The organism is Serratia sp. PAMC26656 (genome assembly GCF_016469055.2).
In the GTDB taxonomy this organism is placed as follows: Bacteria; Pseudomonadota; Gammaproteobacteria; order Enterobacterales; family Enterobacteriaceae; genus Serratia; species Serratia plymuthica.
Window position 1 is genome coordinate 3,429,901 of the sequence record NZ_CP150486.1, and the last position, 15,336, is coordinate 3,445,236.

Sequence of the window (15,336 nt, forward strand, 5' to 3'; positions counted from 1 at the left end):
TAAAAAGCCTCCAGAACTGCCCTTATTCACGATAAAATCAGAGAGGGTGACCCATTCAACTTTCCCTCTCTGCGCCCTCTCGAATCAAACGCGAAAAATCCTCATTGATCACGGCATTGTCCGCCCTTTTGATGAGGCATCGTTTTTTCAATCGTTCAAAAGGCAGGCTATTATCCAATAAGCCAAGCTCATAGATATATTTATCGGCATAGCCGCTGACCAAAACTTTCCAGCTATAGCGAATGTCGGCAGAAACCGCAGTAGCATGATGCAAAATATTGCTCGTGCAGTTATTAAATAACGTGTGATAAAACTCGGGTTGGTGGCTCAGTTGATCGATACGTTGCAGATAGCCCAGAAAAAGAGCCTGGGCCGTGTCTGACGAAATCTGAAGGGGATAAAGATAAACCCGCTCTTTGCGGACATCTGTTCTGACGCCGATTAGGTCCCGTTCATCGGCAAGCACATAGGTCAACATGTAATGTTTAAAAAAGCCGCGCCAGGTCGAATATCGCTGGTCGCGGCTACGCCGCGTTTCTATCGAGACCGCCAAATGGCGGCCATCGTCGAAACCGAAGCTCAAAAACAGATGCGCAATAGCCTTGCCTGACCAATAGGAGGAGACCACATCTACCGTTTTTAACTGGCTAATATCGATATCTGCATCGTACCAATCGGGCACATAGTCGTCGCGGGTAGGTTGATATCTGAAGTTGCGAATATTGCGCAGTACAATTTTACCCTGCTCTCCCCATTCCACCTGCGGTAGCCTGGCGTATTCCAACACCCAGTCTTGTTCGTTGCTTGCCGTTGGTGAGGTCAACCACGAAAACATGGCCATATAGCTAGTTGCCTTTGTCATTTGAGGCTTCACTGCTAGCACCTGACGCTATCGTGCCCTGCGCTTTTTCATCGCGCCATTGTTTGCGCAAAGAAAACATTTTCTTTAGAGCTCGGCGTATGGTGGTTATCCAGCCGGCCGGCCGGGGATCCGCCAACATGCTTAATGCCCGTGCGTAATCGAGCGTCAGCCCTGGTGTCCAGGCCATCGTTTTTGCGCGTTTACGTATTTGTACCGCCACCCATAACTCCGGCGTCATGAGAATTTTACTCAACGCCCACCAGTGACCACGCCGGCCCCATATCTTGCCCACCACACCTTCCAGTGCCGCTTCAAGACCCCGCGCCACACTGCTTGAGCAGTTACGATGAGTGAGGTTATAGGTGTTATCTGCCTGATAGACCTCCCAGAATCGCTTCAACCGTTCAGCATCGTAGTTCCTGATCCGCACCCGTACAGTTGACGGACACCATTTACCGGATTCAGTCACATAATCCGGTTGAAATTGCCCTTCGACATTATTGTCTGCCGTTGCCCGCAGCAAGCGGGTAAATTGATCGGGCGACCGGTCAATATCGACTGCCGGATACAGGCTGATATAAACGCCCTCCGGAGATTCCAGCGCAGCATGGCCGGTGGAAATCACCCCATTTTTATCCACTGCAGCAATATAACGATCAATAACAGGATGAGGCACTACCGCACTCTTCGAGGATCCCACAGGTGTCCAGACATGTATGGTCAGTGCGGGTTCATCATCGGCCGGAGGGCCGTCCCATTCAGTGACCAACGGCGTTGTTTCTGCACTGCTGGCTTCCTCAGCGGCCGTATTGCCCAACACCGCGGGGTTGACCTCCAGCTTTTTGACGCGCATCGCCAGCATAACCATATTCCATCCGCCAAATATCAACCCCAGACCTAAACAATAAGGTACGGTACCGACATAATGGGTTGGATAGGGTTGAAAGAAAAAAATGGCTAACATGATTTCTATTACACCGCCGGCCACCACAAACTTCCAATTTTTATAGCGCACAACGCCGGCCGAGACGATTTGCAATAACCCGTCGGTCAAAAACAGAATGCCAAAAATCATCGATAAAATGAAATGACCATGATGATGTCCGCTCAAAATCAATAACGCTGCCAGTGAAAATGCCCCTCCTTTTACGTAACGCAAGGTACGTTGCCCGCCGATGCCGGTATGCGCGACCATCAACGTTGCCAGGCCTTCGACCAACAACAGGAAAGCAAAGGGATGCAAGGGGAAATAAATCGCGTTATCCAACGCATCGATGAAGACGATTAAGCCAGCCAACACACCTAACCAACCGGCAATCATCAACCCTCGCCAGCGGTTACGCAAATAATCAACCCCCAGTAAAATCATTACCAACTGCACCATGCCCATCACCCCTGCCCATAGTTTTTAATTATAAGGTAACTAGCACCCCACCAGACGAGCCTTAGAGTAAACAATCTAAACAGCCCCCTTGAGTTCCAGAGAACCATGGAGGTTTTTAATTCAATTAAACCTAGCAGATGATTGATGAGTGTGCTGTCGTAGGCGTTCACTTCAGATAAAACCGAGGATGGGATTGCATAACTCATTGAAAATTAATTACACATCTAATTAAAGATTGAGCATCCAAATGCGGAACGCCTTTTTAAATCGTCCGCAAGTAACGCCGGTCCACAGCCCTATAACCCCGTTCAGAATACGCTGCCGCCTTCCATTTCACCCCTTAAGCTCCGATAAATTTATCCAAACACTGCTCGCCGAGCCGCAAGAAAAACTGGGCGCAACCATCAAAAAACAACTTTACTCATCATTATCAATAAATTACAAAGCATAAAGCTCAATTAATCATCATAATCTATAATCATATTCACCCTGCATTAAGCCAGAGACATTCAGATGAATAAAAGTGCATTAACCTTAACCCTGTCATTATTTTTCATGGCGAAAATGGCAATATCCGCTCAAGATTGCGGGTCTTTAAAGAAAGACATCAATACTGAGAACATGGGTTTCTACCAAGAGTTGGTGCAAAAATCGCTTACCAAAAAAATAAAACCAAACACAATAGAAGTCTCTCAGGTTTTGGCCGAAAGCGAATGGCTTGCCATTTCTGCCGCAACAGACATCTCCGATCCAGGCGTACTATTCTTTAAAAACAATAAATTTATCGATGTTTGGGGCGGTGATGTATCGCCAGAAGAAAAAAACAATGTATTAAAATGGACGCGTGGCATTCATGTTCCCGATAAATTAGCGCAATGTTTTTTCGATTCCATCGTTATTCGATGAACACAAGCATACAACACCACCGCCAAAATAATAAAATCAAGCCAATTTTCATCTTCAGAATGACTGGTTGCATTTTTACAAGAAACCTTGAAATAACTTTCCCACTTACCTTTTACTTTCAATCAATTGCAAATATGGGGTATGGATATGATAAAAAAAATCAAACCATTGAGACTCGTGGTCAGTTCACTATTGTTTTTACATCCGGCACCTTATGTTTTGGCGGCACCGGCGCCCATCAACATTCCTCTGGGGCATTTAGATAATCGTCTAACCATTAATGTCGGCGTCAACGGTGGCCCCGCGCAAAAATATATTTTTGATACAGGCTCCGATCAGTTCAACGCCGTTCTCGGGCAACAAGATACCTCACGGTTTCCGAATGTGAATCAGGCATACGAATACCTCTATGGCAACGATGGCTGGGGCGGATATTGGTTACAGCGCAAACAAATAACGGACCTGACCTATTACACCGATGATGCCACCCCGATACCGGTAGCGACCCCCGGCAGCAACAATAAAGGCTACGTCATTGGCCAGGTTGAACATCTGTTGCTCGACCATCCCCAGCAAGCAAATCAAAAACCGTTTAAGGTCATAGGGGATAAAACTTACTATATTGATTTAGCTGCGGAAAAAAACATTACCACAGGAAAACCGACCGAAGAAAAGCACTTCTACGGCACCTTTGGCGTAGGGGATTTTCTTTTTACGGATGCAAAAGGCAATCCCAACGGCGGCAGCCCCTTTAGCACCATCACGAAAACCGGTTTCATCGTCGCCGGTAATGACAATGCCAATGAAAATGGAACAACGCTTTCACCGGGTTGCGCGCCTTGTGCCATCCTCAATTTGACGCCCAGTCTGCGGGCGCAGTTTGATACCCAGGTTCCCTGGGCACCTAAACGTGAAGAGGGAGATATCACCCATTTCCCCAACTCTGGCGCACCGGCGTCATCGCAACATGAAGGCCGCTTCAAATACGCCTTCACGCTCAATATCAATGGCCAGTCGAGCACCGTTGAGCTTCCTGCAGAGGCGCTGAGCGGCGCAATTTTATTCGATACCGGCAATGCTACTCACGCAACGATAGACAGCAAAAAATTCGGCGACATCCTCGAACAACATGGCGTGAAATTTGACAAGGATGGAGAAAACAACACGTCAGTGACCGCCCTGACGCTTCAGCCTGTCGACGCCAATGGACAGAAAGTCGGCAACGGGATCACTCTGCAGGGAGGCAGTGATGATCGCCTGATTATCGATCGCGACAGCAGTGACACAAAAACCTGGAACATCACGATGGGTATAGGTTTTTTCACTCAATATTCAGTGATGTATGATTTGCAAAATCAGCTCACGGCGTTTACCCCTTTCGTCGTCAATGCCGATAATTTTTCTACGGATGCCAACGGCAGCGGATTGCACCTTAACCGCGTGACCAGGCAAATGGGAAATCTGATGAGTGCCCCTGCCGGCGATCCCTCAGGTGATCCTAATGGAGGAAAAGGTTATCTGGGGTTGGCGGGCGCCATCTCCGGTGCCGGCGACTTAACGCTCACGCCGGATGTGGTGGTCAACATGACCGGCATGAACACCTATACCGGCGTGACCCGGGTGAATAAAGGTGCGGTGTTATACCTTGCCGGCCCCGGCAGTCTCGCCCACTCCGCATCGCTGGAAAATAACGGTTGGTTTGACATCACCGAACACGGTAATTTCAATCCGCTGTGGGGCGTCCCAGACAGCATGAACAACGCCACTCTCCGCAGCTTAAGCGGCAATGGCGTAGTCACGCTGGGAGACAGAACGCTGGTGTTGAGCCAGGCGAAGGATAATTTCTCGGGCCGTATCACGGACGTTGACCTCGGCAATCCTGACGGAACGCACTATAAAGGCGGCCTGACAATAGCGGGCGGTAGCCAAACGCTCAGCGGAAATAATGACTACGCCGGCCAGACGCGGATTGCCAAAGGCGCTGCGTTGCAACTGGCCAACACCGGCACATTAGCCAGCGATGTCGCGGCCGATGGGCTCTTTATCGCCAACGGTAAAGCCGCCGGCGCTACTGTGGTGCGCGACGGCGGGCTGGTAGGCGGCAGTGGGCATATCGGCACGCTGGCGGCCAATAAAGGGGGCTCGGTGGCACCCGGCAATTCTATCGGTACCTTGACGATTGATAACGATCTGACGCTGGGGAATGGCTCCCGTTATCTGGCTGAAATTGAGGCTGGCCGCAGCGATTTGCTGCAGGTCAATGGCCAGGCGACACTGAACGGCGGCGAGATTACTGTAGTACCGCAAGCGGGGCAAAACCTGCTGGCTTCGACATCCTCCGCCGGCAATATCCTGGCACAGCGTTATACCCTGCTTACTGCCGCGCAAGGTATTACGGGGCAATTTGGCTCTGCTGACGCAGGGTTGTTTTTAACGCCCGATCTGGCCTATCAGGCCACTAACCTCTCATTGGGTTTACAACGTAACGCCACCCGTTTTGCGGATGTCGCCGTCACGGCCAATCAACGTAACCTCGCGACGGCAATTGAACGCTTACCGGCTGATCACCCCGTGTATCAAAGCTTGTTGATAGCCCCTTCTGCGGAACTGGCGCGACAAGCCTATCGTCAATTATCCGGGCAGATACATGCGGATATCGCCTCCGCGCTGGTGAATAACAGCCGTTATGTTCGGGATACGCTTAACGGCCGTTTGCGCCAGACTCAGGGCGCAGCGGACAGCAGCGACATCAAACAAGACGAGGACGGCGCATGGGTCAGTTTGCTGGGCAACTGGGAGCACGCCAGCGGCAATGATAATGCCACGGGCTTCCACGACTCTACCTTTGGGGTATTGCTCGGTGCGGATAATGAACTGGCCGATCGTTGGCGTCTGGGCTTGACCACCGGTTACACCCGCACCTTATTGCACGGAGACGGCGCATCTGCCGACAGTGATAACTATCATTTGGCTGTCTATGCCGGCAAAACCTATGACAACCTGAATCTGCGCGCGGGTACCGCCTATACCTGGCACCGGATTGAAACCTCCCGGGGTATCGGGTATTACGGCCAGTCCGATAACGCCAAGGCACGCTATAACGCGGGAACAGGCCAGATCTTCGCAGAAGCGGGTTACCGTCTGGACAATACCTGGTTCAATCTGGAGCCGTTCGCCAACCTGGCGTGGGTGAATTACCGTAGCGATGATATGACGGAAAATGGCGGTGCCGCCGCATTGAAAGCGGGCAGCCAGAGCACCAGCGCAACATTATCCACCCTGGGTATGCGTGCGGACAAACGCTGGAGTACCGGTAAAGACAGCGCCGTTACCCTGCGTGGTGAACTGGGTTGGCAGCATCAGTACAACGCGACTGAGCGCGAAGTCGGCTTGCGCTTTGCCGGCACTGACGCCACCTTCAATACCGCCACGGTCGCAGCCTCACGCGACGGCATGGTGATGAAGGCGGGGGCAGAAATCAACGTCACAAAATCGGTTGCCGTTTCCCTCAACTACACCGGTTTGTTATCTCAGAATTATCAGGATAACGGTATGAATGCCGGCGTGGTATGGCATTTCTGACGGTTTTTTCCTGAACAGGCAGGGATGCCGCTAGTCACTTCCGGGAGGCGGTTCAGAAGCCACAAAACGCCTCCCGGGGTTAGGCGTTATACAGTTTTGATGCCTGGGTAGCCAAAGAGGTCTCTTCAACGCCAATTTACCCGCCCAACACCCTTGGCAGGTTTACCCCGCCCTCACACCGCTGCATAGACAATAAAGGTAACCACGCCGAAAATCTCCAGCGCGTCTTCGTCACCGAAGACGATCGGCGAATAGGTCGGGTTCATCGGCAGCAGCCGCAGATCGGGGTGGCGCTGCAACTTCTTCACCGTGAACTCGCCGTCGATGGCGGCAATGACAATGTTACCGTGCTCCGCCCGCAGTGAACTGTCGACGATCAGCAGATCGCCATCCTTGATGTTGCCTTCGACCATCGAATCGCCGCTGGCGCGCACAAAGTAAGTGGCGTTGGGGTGCCGCACCAGCAGTTTGCCGATATCCAGCCGGGCCTCCACGTAATCCTGCGCCGGAGAAGGGAAACCGCAAGCTACGGGATCGGCAAACAGCGGCAATGCCGGCGTGGTTTTATTGTCTTCGGAAGGGGAAATAAACAACATCATGAACAACCCTATTTAACTGTATTTTTATACAGTATCGCAAAGGATTTATAGTGTTCAAGTTGTTTACCTGAGGATCCCGGGAACCGATTGATGCCGTGGGAAATTTAGCTGCCCTGGCTGGCCGGTAACTTATCTGCATTTTCACCCTCGGGCATCAGTAAACACCTTTACTGCAAGAGTATGCCATAGCTATAATGGTATGATTTTTCACGAAAAAGTGATCAATTTATTCTCGATTTGCCTATCATTTCAGCCGGTCTGCTTACCGATGAGCAGACCTTCGCACTGATATGATCGCTCTGTGTTCATCGTCTAAACTACAAGTCTTTATCTTTTTCATTGAGGTGTAACCCCAGCCTGAACGGCCTGTGGGCGCAGAGCAGCCTGATTATCCCCCGCCATATCTTCATTTTGACATCCGGATCGGGTTAATTAGGGGGTAGCATGATCGCATTTGCCGGCCGAAGAACGGGCGGGCTGCGTGGGGTTCCCTTGGGTACATGCCCGGTTTCAGGGCGTAATTGCAGAGGCAAACTATGGAACATGTCGTTTATGTCGTCGATGATGACCATTCGGTCAGGCAATCTATTGTCAGGCTGTTAAACTCTGCCGGCTACAGTGCCGTTGATTTTGACTGCGCAGAGGCCTTTCTTTCACACTCCTTTCCCGCCATACCCGGCTGTATCATTCTGGATATGCGCATGCCGAGCGGGGATGGTTTCGAGGTAACCGATGCGCTGAAAGCGAGCGGCCGGGAAATGCCGGTGATCTTCCTTACCGGCTACGGCACCATCCCGCTGTCGGTGCAGGCGATGAAAGCCGGTGCGCATGAGTTTTTGACCAAGCCCGTCGCTTCCGACGATCTGCTGAAGGCGGTTCAGGAAGCCCTCAATCTGGCAGCGGAGAATTCAGATCAGTTGCGCGAGCATTACGAACTGAAACAGCGGCACCTCACGCTGACGCCGCGCGAACAAGAAGTGCTGGAGCTGACGATTAAAGGCTTGATGAATAAACAGATTGCCGCAGAACTGGGCGTCAGCGAAATTACGGTCAAGGTACATCGTCGCCGGGTGATGGATAAAATGCAGGTGCGTTCTCTCGCGGATCTGGTGCGTGATGCCGAGCGGTTGAATCTCAGTAAGTCCAAAGCATCCTGACAAATCGGCTCATGTGCAGGCATACAGCGCTCCCTGCACATGAACCATTTTGCTTAGCGAGCCTGTAAAAACGCCAGGAGATCGTCGTTTAACCGGTCTTGATGCGTTACGGCAAAGCCGTGAGGCGCATTGTCATACACCTTCAGTTCAGCGCCAGGGATCGTTTCAGCGGCCACTTTACCGGTGACGTCAATCGGAACGATTTGATCGTTGCTGCCGTGGATCACCAGCGTAGGCACATCAATCTTCAGCATATCGTCACGGAAGTCGGTTTCCGAGAACGCGGTCACGCACTCGATGGTCCCCTTCAGTGATGCCAGCAAAGCAATGTTCAGGGTCTGGGTCAATACGCCTTCAGAGATCGTCTGGCCGGCATTGATGCCGTAAAAGGGTACGTTGAAATCGCTGATGAACTGGGCGCGGTCTTTACGTAACCCATTGCGGATCCCTTCGAAAACGGACAAGTCCACGCCTTGCGGATGCGTTTCGCTTTTTCCAAACATCGGCGTAACCGCGCCTAACAGCACCAGACCGGCCACGCGCGCGCTGCCGTAGCGGCCGATGTAGCGGGCCACGTCGCCACCGCCCATAGAAAAGCCCACCAGCGTGACGTCCTGCAGATCAAGCTGCGTGATCAGTTCATTGATGTCCGAGGCGAAAGTGTCGTAGTCATAGCCGGTCCAGGGCTGATCTGAACGGCCAAAACCGCGACGGTCGAACGCAATGACACGGTAGCCGCGTTCAGCCAGAAAGTTTAGCTGGCTGTCCCACATATCCGCGTCCAGCGGCCAGCCGTGGCTGAACAGCACCGGCTTCCCCTTCCCCCAGTCTTTGTAGTAAATCTGCGTACCGTCGTTCGTTTTAATCGTGCTCATAACAGACCCCTTGGCAGTGTTTATAAACTCAGAGACTGACGGACCCGGTTAAACCGGCGCCACCAGGTAACGGATCAGCGGCAGTGTTTCGCCCTGATGAAATGCGCAAATACGGTTTTGTATTTTCTGGTCATTAACGGTGTAACGCTCCTGCTGACGCAGGTACTCCATCCAGGAACCGACCACAAACGTCTCGACAAAAACGCCGGGCTGAAGAATGTCCTCATACACGGACCAGTTGATGGCGCCGCCGCGCCGCCTGACGCGTCGCATGTCCTGCATGCACACCGTGAAGGCGCGCGCATCCTCTGCCGTAACCAAATATTCGTAGCTCACCATCACCGGCCCACGGTCATGGCGCACATCCAGCTCAGGCGTGGCTCCTTGTTCCGTACTGATGTCCAGATTCAGGTCGGGATCCTGGTCCAAACGCCAGCGGTAAACCGTGGTGCTGGCCAACACCATGCCCAACGCGGCCACGCACAGCGAAGCTGGAATGCCAAAATGCGAGGCCAATTGCCCCCAAATGGCGCTGCCGGCGGCCATGGAGCCGAAGAAGACGGTCAGATACACCGCCAACGCGCGCGCTTTCACCCATTTCGCCGCGCTGCGCTGTGCGCCGAGGTTCAACGTAGACAGCACCGCTATCCAGGAAAAACCGGTGAAAAATTCAAACGCGTTGAGCAGCCAGACGTTACGGACAAACGCCAGCGCCAGCATCGTGACGGCAAACAGCAGGCTTGCCAGCACCATCAGCCGATCCGGGTTGAAGGACTTACGCAAGCGAGGCAGTAACACGGCACCGAAGATGGCCCCTACGCCGATAAAGGCCAGCATGATCCCGTAACCGCCCGGACCAAGCCCAAGTTCACGCCGTGCGACCAGCGGCAGCAAAGCCCAGCCCGCACTGCCGAACGTGAAAAAAGCCACCGTACGGACCAGCACATTGCGCAAAACCGGGGCGGCATGTACATAGCGAAACCCGGCGCGAACGGCGGAGAAAAAGTGCTCGGGCGGCAGGCGCTGAACGCTCGGTTCCGCCTTCCAGCGGTAGAGCACCCAGGCTACGCCCAGCACCGAGATGGCGTTGAGCAAAAACACCATCCAGGGGCCGGCGAAGGAAAGAATCAGCCCCCCCAACGCCGGGCCGATGGCGCGGCTGATGTTGATGCCCAATGAATTGAGCGTAATGGCCGGCCCCATCTCATTTTTGCTGACCAAATCAGGCACGATGGCCTGGAACGGCGGCGAGCTCATGGCCGCACCGGTGCTCAACAGGAAGGCCGCAACCAACAACACGCCAGGGGTGACGTGGCCCGTCACCGACAAGAGGGTCAGCCCGGCCGCGGCAATAAACACCCAGACCTGCGAAAACAGCAGGTATTTACGGCGATCGACAATATCCGCCATCACCCCGGAAGGCAGCGCAAACAGAAACATCGGCAAGCTGCTGGCCACCTGGACCATAGCGACAGACAGCGGATCGGCACTGAGCGTCAGCATGGTCCAGTTCACCCCAATATCGTTCATCCATGAACCGATATTGGAAACGACGGTGGCTATCCACAGCATGCGGAACACGCGTTGACGCAGCGGTTGCCACGGCGATGCGTTCACCGCCGGCACCTCTTTTAGCGCTTCAGCCGTGATGCTGTGAATATCATTAATCTGCGTCATAACGCCTCTCCAGCGGCCTGTCTGCACCGATACGCCACTTACCCGGCCCGGTTATCGCCAGCGTGGTAAAGATGATCAGCAGCAGCCAGCCGAATTGCCCTTCGGCGATAGACCAGCCTGGGTGCACGAACAGCATCGCCACCAGCAGCACGCCGATAATGGGCAGACAGGCGATACGCGTACCGAACCCCAGAATAATGAACACCGGGCAGACCACTTCCGCCAGAATGGCGGGCAACAGGCTCATGTAAGGTCCGAAGCCAAAAGGATCTTCGATGCGTGTCAGTTCTTCGCTGAAATTAAACACCTTCGGCAAACCGTGCACATGCAGCAAGAGCAGGCTGCCGGTCAGGCGCAGGAAGAACAGCCCCAGATCGATCCGGGGCGCGATGAAAAATGCAGATGACGTTTTCATAGGATTAAAACGCAAAGCAGCTGCAGCCGAGCGTGCCCCAGAATGCATTGTCATCTGCAACGGGTACGCTGGCACCGCGGGCAATATCATGATTGTGGGTGTGCACCCCACAAGGGCCGCTGCAATGATGCGCCTGTGACATCATGCCGACGCGTGCATTCGCTACCGGCGGTGCGCTGCGGTAGTGACCCGGCACCTTCACCACCGGCGACCAATCCGGCAACACCGGAATGGACGGCGGCGCCAACGGCCCGAACGTGCCGGCGGCATAAACGATGTCGCCACCGACCACCGTCAGCACGGATTCGATGCCCTTGATCTCTTCTTCAGGCACGCAGAAGTAATCCTTGCTGAGCACCGCCATGTCCGCCAGTTGGCCCGCTTTGATCTGCCCTTTTTTGCCCTGCTCGCTGGAGAACCAGGCACTGCCCTGCGTCCACAGCATCAGCGCGGTATCGCGATCCAGACGCGCATTGGCGTCATACATCTGCATGCCGCCCACGGTGCGGCCGGAAACCAGCCAGTAAAGCGCCGTCCACGGGTTGTAGCTGGCCACGCGGGTTGCATCCGTACCCAACCCCACCGGCACGCCGGTTTCCAACATGCGGGCCACCGGTGGCGTGTGGCGGGTCGCTTCAATGCCGTAGCGCTCGGCGAAGTATTCGCCCTGGAAGGCCATGCGGTGCTGCACGGCAATGCCGCCACCAAGCTCCTTGATGCGATCGATGTTTTTCTGGGTCACGGTTTCTGCATGGTCAAAGAACCAGTGCAGACCATTGAACGGGATCTCGCGGTTGACTTTTTCAAACACGTCCAGCATGCGGCTGATGGATTCGTTATAGGTCGCATGCAGGCGGAACGGCCAGCGATGCTCGACCAGGTGGCGTACGACACGCTCCAGCTCGTCTTCCATGCCTGGCGCCAAATCCGGGCGAGGCTCCAGGAAGTCTTCGAAGTCCGCGGCGGAAAACACCAGCATTTCACCTGCGCCATTATGGCGGAAGAAGTCACTGCCCTGGCCCGGCGTCAGCATGTCGGTCCATTTTTCGAAGTCTTCCAGTTCATGCCCCGGCCGCTGGGTAAACAGGTTGTAAGCGATGCGCAGCGTCATCTGCTTCTTCTCGTGCAGTTCGGCGATCACTTGATAGTCTTCCGGGTAGTTCTGGAAACCGCCGCCGGCATCGATGGCGCTGGTCAGACCCAGACGGTTCAGTTCACGCATGAACTGACGGGTCGAGTTCACCTGCTGTTCCAGCGGCAACTTCGGCCCTTTGGCCAGCGTGGCGTAGAGGATCATCGCGTTAGGGCGAGCAATCAGCATGCCGGTCGGGTTGCCGTTGCTGTCGCGCTGAATTTCGCCGCCTGGGGGGTTGGGTGTGTCTTTGGTATAGCCCACCACTCTCAGTGCTGCGCGATTGAGCAGTGCGCGATCGTAAAGATGAAGAATAAACACCGGCGTGTCCGGCGCAGCTTCGTTGATCTCATCCAGCGTTGGCATGCGGCGCTCGGCAAACTGGAACTCCGTCCAGCCGCCCACCACGCGCACCCACTGTGGCGATGGCGTGCGCAGCGCCTGATCTTTCAACATCCGCAAGGCATCCGCCAGCGACGGCACGCCTTCCCAGCGCAATTCAAGGTTGTAGTTCAGGCCACCGCGGATCAAGTGAAGGTGTGAGTCATTAAGCCCCGGAACCGCAGTGTGCCCCTTAAGATCCACCACTTTCGTGCCTTCGCAGTGATGCTGCATCACTTCAGCGACGGTACCGACCTCAAGGAACTTGCCCTCGCGGATCGCCACGGCTTCCGCCAGCGGATTTTCGCGATCGACAGTATGAAACTGCCCGTTAACCAGTATCAAATCAGCTTTGCCCAGCGAAACCATAGATCCTCCTGTCTGAGACGTCCGGTTCAGGCAGAAAGCCGCCGGACACAACGTGCGCGGCCTTTCAGAGCGGCGCGAATTGAAAGGATTATGGAATAGGAATGGGAAAAGACCAGTTATACAAAGGGATAGATATACCAAAGTATAGGTATACGAAAGGTTAGTTATACCAACAGATAATAGTTTCGCCCCCGCCTCCAGCCTAACATTCAACCCGTTGATAGCGTTTACCACCCGGTAGCTCTCGGCTCTGTCGCTGCGCCAACGGCGCGATGACCTTGTTACTTTTAACCTCATCCCAAAGGTATTTTTATGACAACCTCTAAGCTTGAAGTCCTGACGCCAGCCAACTGCCAGATGATTTTTATCGACCACCAACCTCAGATGGCTTTTGGCGTGCAATCGATCGACCGCCAGGTGCTGAAAAACAACACCGTTGCCCTGGCGAAAGCCGCGAAGGTATTCAACATTCCAACCCTCATTACAACCGTTGAAACCGAGAGCTTCTCAGGGAATACCTATCCGGAACTGCTGGACGTGTTCCCAGGCAAAGACATTCTCGAGCGGACCTCGATGAACTCGTGGGACGATCAGAAAGTGCGCGACGCGCTGGCCGCCAACGGCAAGAAAAAAGTGGTGGTTGCCGGCCTGTGGACCGAAGTCTGCAACAACAGCTTTGCCCTGTGCGCCATGCTGGAAGGCGATTATGAAATCTATATGGTGGCTGATGCGTCAGGCGGCACCTCTAAAGAAGCGCACGATTATGCCATGCAGCGCATGATTCAGGCTGGCGTGATCCCGGTAACCTGGCAGCAGGTGATGCTGGAATGGCAACGTGACTGGGCGCACAAAGAGACCTACAACGCGGTGATGGATATCGTGAGAGAGCATTCGGGCGCTTACGGCATGGGCGTGGATTATGCCTATACCATGGTGCACAAAGCGCCTTCACGTCAGAAGAGCGAGCACCGCACTCTGGCGCCGGTCGCCGCCCGCTAACCGCGGGAAGCCGGCCGGCGTAAAGCTCGGTCGGCTTCATCACTGGAGATAATGATGAGCGCAGGATTAATTTCCCTTTCCGTCGGCGTCCTTATTGGCTTGCTCTATGGGCTGCTTAAGGTCCGCTCGCCGGCTCCCCCGGCGCTGGCGCTGGTGGGGCTACTGGGAATGCTGGCCGGCGAAAGCTTGATGGGACAGGTGCTGCAACCTGAGCAGACCGCCAACACTCGGCTTTGTCAGACGCAGCCCGGTACGGCGGCCTCTTCCACTGTAACCTGCCCTGCGAAAGGAGACTGAAATGAAAGCATGGCTCGTTTCGCTGGCCATTGGCCTTCTGGCCGGTATTATCTATGCTGCGTTGAATATTCATTCACCGGCCCCGCCGGTTATTGCCCTGCTGGGCCTGTTGGGGATGCTGATCGGCGAACAGATTATCCCGGTCACCCGGCGGCTGATAAACCGACAGCCGCTGACGCTGGCGTGGTTTCGCCATGAATGCGTCCCCAAAATATGCGGAACTCCACCGGCCAAGTCTCAGACGACAACAGAGGACCCTCCGCTTAAGTAATGACTTGTCAGAGGAATATCAGCATGATGCTGCCGCAGCGCATTGCCATTGTCGATGATGAACGTTCTGTCCGCAGCGGGTTAATCAACCTGCTGCAGTCTGACGGTTACACGACATGCGCCTTTGAATCCGCAGAGGCGTTTTTAAACGAAAAAACCGCGCTGTCAGACGCTTCGTTGGTCATTATCGACATCAAGCTAAAAGGAATGGGTGGCTTCGAGTTTTATGAAAAAATAAAGACTTACGCAACGCCGCCACCGGTGATATTTATATCCGGCCACGGTGATGAGAATATGCAACGGCTAGCCCTTAAACTCGGTGCCGTTGCTTTTTTGCGTAAGCCTATCGATATCGACGCGCTCCTGGGCCTGATCCAACACGCATTGAGAGGCGATAAAAACGCCTGATGACAAGACCGCTTCCTGCGAGA

Annotated in this window: 14 protein-coding genes; 7 read left to right on the forward strand and 7 right to left on the reverse strand. The window is 54.1% G+C overall.

Annotation, left to right across the window (positions count from 1 at the left end; all coding sequences use genetic code 11):
* Nucleotides 1–55 precede the first annotated feature (55 nt).
* Nucleotides 56–862: a DUF4105 domain-containing protein gene (locus JEM67_RS17310; RefSeq protein ID WP_233527537.1), complete on the reverse strand. Its 807-nt coding sequence runs from the start codon at nt 860–862 to the stop codon at nt 56–58.
* On the reverse strand, nt 846–2,246 hold the full coding sequence (locus JEM67_RS17315; protein WP_199634800.1) for an HdeD family acid-resistance protein: 1,401 nt from the start codon (nt 2,244–2,246) through the stop codon (nt 846–848). The genes JEM67_RS17310 and JEM67_RS17315 overlap by 17 nt, the downstream gene beginning before the upstream one ends.
* Nucleotides 2,247–2,759: 513 nt before the next feature.
* Between JEM67_RS17315 and JEM67_RS17320 the strand changes: the two genes are divergently transcribed.
* Nucleotides 2,760–3,152, forward strand: a complete 393-nt coding sequence (locus tag JEM67_RS17320; RefSeq protein WP_199634799.1) for a hypothetical protein — start codon at nt 2,760–2,762, stop codon at nt 3,150–3,152.
* 384 nt (nt 3,153–3,536) lie between these two features.
* Nucleotides 3,537–6,734, forward strand: a complete 3,198-nt coding sequence (locus tag JEM67_RS17325) for an autotransporter outer membrane beta-barrel domain-containing protein (protein WP_199634798.1) — start codon at nt 3,537–3,539, stop codon at nt 6,732–6,734.
* 173 nt (nt 6,735–6,907) lie between these two features.
* Here the strand turns inward: JEM67_RS17325 and umuD are convergent, their stop codons facing one another.
* Entirely contained in the window at nt 6,908–7,330 is a 423-nt protein-coding gene (gene umuD, locus JEM67_RS17330; RefSeq protein ID WP_041416606.1) for a translesion error-prone DNA polymerase V autoproteolytic subunit, read from the reverse strand.
* Between the two features lie 539 nt (nt 7,331–7,869).
* On the opposite strand from umuD, the gene JEM67_RS17335 reads away from it, so the two are divergent.
* The gene (locus tag JEM67_RS17335) at nt 7,870–8,490 is read left to right on the forward strand and encodes a response regulator transcription factor (protein WP_013813525.1); all 621 of its coding nucleotides are present in this window, start codon (nt 7,870–7,872) and stop codon (nt 8,488–8,490) included.
* A gap of 53 nt (nt 8,491–8,543) precedes the next feature.
* On the opposite strand, the gene JEM67_RS17340 is transcribed toward JEM67_RS17335, so the two are convergent.
* From JEM67_RS17340 to JEM67_RS17355, 4 genes are read right to left on the reverse strand one after another with little or no spacing between them, the layout of a single operon-like run.
* Entirely contained in the window at nt 8,544–9,365 is an 822-nt protein-coding gene (locus JEM67_RS17340; RefSeq protein WP_199634797.1) for an alpha/beta fold hydrolase, read from the reverse strand.
* Nucleotides 9,366–9,413: 48 nt separating this feature from the next.
* Nucleotides 9,414–11,042: an MFS transporter gene (locus JEM67_RS17345; protein ID WP_199634796.1), complete on the reverse strand. Its 1,629-nt coding sequence runs from the start codon at nt 11,040–11,042 to the stop codon at nt 9,414–9,416.
* Entirely contained in the window at nt 11,029–11,457 is a 429-nt protein-coding gene (locus JEM67_RS17350; protein ID WP_006326169.1) for a DoxX family protein, read from the reverse strand. The genes JEM67_RS17345 and JEM67_RS17350 overlap by 14 nt, the downstream gene beginning before the upstream one ends.
* A gap of 4 nt (nt 11,458–11,461) precedes the next feature.
* Nucleotides 11,462–13,339, reverse strand: a complete 1,878-nt coding sequence (locus tag JEM67_RS17355; protein ID WP_199634795.1) for an amidohydrolase — start codon at nt 13,337–13,339, stop codon at nt 11,462–11,464.
* Nucleotides 13,340–13,651: 312 nt separating this feature from the next.
* Here JEM67_RS17355 and JEM67_RS17360 point away from each other — a divergent pair, with 312 nt between their 5' ends.
* The 4 genes from JEM67_RS17360 to JEM67_RS17375 are packed head-to-tail and all read left to right on the forward strand — an operon-like array spanning nt 13,652 to nt 15,313.
* Nucleotides 13,652–14,338, forward strand: coding sequence for a hydrolase (locus JEM67_RS17360; protein ID WP_013813530.1), 687 nt, complete (start codon nt 13,652–13,654; stop codon nt 14,336–14,338).
* 54 nt (nt 14,339–14,392) lie between these two features.
* Nucleotides 14,393–14,635 (forward strand): DUF1427 family protein, encoded by a 243-nt coding sequence (locus JEM67_RS17365; RefSeq protein ID WP_199634958.1) that lies wholly within the window; start codon nt 14,393–14,395, stop codon nt 14,633–14,635.
* A 1-nt stretch (nt 14,636) separates the two neighbouring features.
* Nucleotides 14,637–14,906, forward strand: a complete 270-nt coding sequence (locus tag JEM67_RS17370; RefSeq protein ID WP_013813532.1) for a DUF1427 family protein — start codon at nt 14,637–14,639, stop codon at nt 14,904–14,906.
* Between the two features lie 23 nt (nt 14,907–14,929).
* The gene (locus JEM67_RS17375) at nt 14,930–15,313 is read left to right on the forward strand and encodes a response regulator transcription factor (RefSeq protein WP_013813533.1); all 384 of its coding nucleotides are present in this window, start codon (nt 14,930–14,932) and stop codon (nt 15,311–15,313) included.
* The last annotated feature ends 23 nt before the right edge of the window (nt 15,314–15,336 follow it).

Excerpts from the sequence above, each read along its gene's own strand:
- JEM67_RS17355 (WP_199634795.1), bottom strand. The coding sequence starts at position 13,339 with ATGGTTTCGCTGGGCAAAGCTGATTTGATACTGGTTAACGGGCAGTTT.
- JEM67_RS17335 (WP_013813525.1), top strand. The coding sequence starts at position 7,870 with ATGGAACATGTCGTTTATGTCGTCGATGATGACCATTCGGTCAGGCAA.
- JEM67_RS17360 (WP_013813530.1), top strand. The coding sequence starts at position 13,652 with ATGACAACCTCTAAGCTTGAAGTCCTGACGCCAGCCAACTGCCAGATG.
- JEM67_RS17375 (WP_013813533.1), top strand. The coding sequence starts at position 14,930 with ATGATGCTGCCGCAGCGCATTGCCATTGTCGATGATGAACGTTCTGTC.
- JEM67_RS17310 (WP_233527537.1), bottom strand. The coding sequence starts at position 862 with ATGACAAAGGCAACTAGCTATATGGCCATGTTTTCGTGGTTGACCTCA.
- JEM67_RS17340 (WP_199634797.1), bottom strand. The coding sequence starts at position 9,365 with ATGAGCACGATTAAAACGAACGACGGTACGCAGATTTACTACAAAGAC.
- JEM67_RS17350 (WP_006326169.1), bottom strand. The coding sequence starts at position 11,457 with ATGAAAACGTCATCTGCATTTTTCATCGCGCCCCGGATCGATCTGGGG.
- JEM67_RS17315 (WP_199634800.1), bottom strand. The coding sequence starts at position 2,246 with ATGGTGCAGTTGGTAATGATTTTACTGGGGGTTGATTATTTGCGTAAC.
- JEM67_RS17370 (WP_013813532.1), top strand. The coding sequence starts at position 14,637 with ATGAAAGCATGGCTCGTTTCGCTGGCCATTGGCCTTCTGGCCGGTATT.
- JEM67_RS17345 (WP_199634796.1), bottom strand. The coding sequence starts at position 11,042 with ATGACGCAGATTAATGATATTCACAGCATCACGGCTGAAGCGCTAAAA.
- JEM67_RS17365 (WP_199634958.1), top strand. The coding sequence starts at position 14,393 with ATGAGCGCAGGATTAATTTCCCTTTCCGTCGGCGTCCTTATTGGCTTG.
- JEM67_RS17320 (WP_199634799.1), top strand. The coding sequence starts at position 2,760 with ATGAATAAAAGTGCATTAACCTTAACCCTGTCATTATTTTTCATGGCG.
- umuD (WP_041416606.1), bottom strand. The coding sequence starts at position 7,330 with ATGTTGTTTATTTCCCCTTCCGAAGACAATAAAACCACGCCGGCATTG.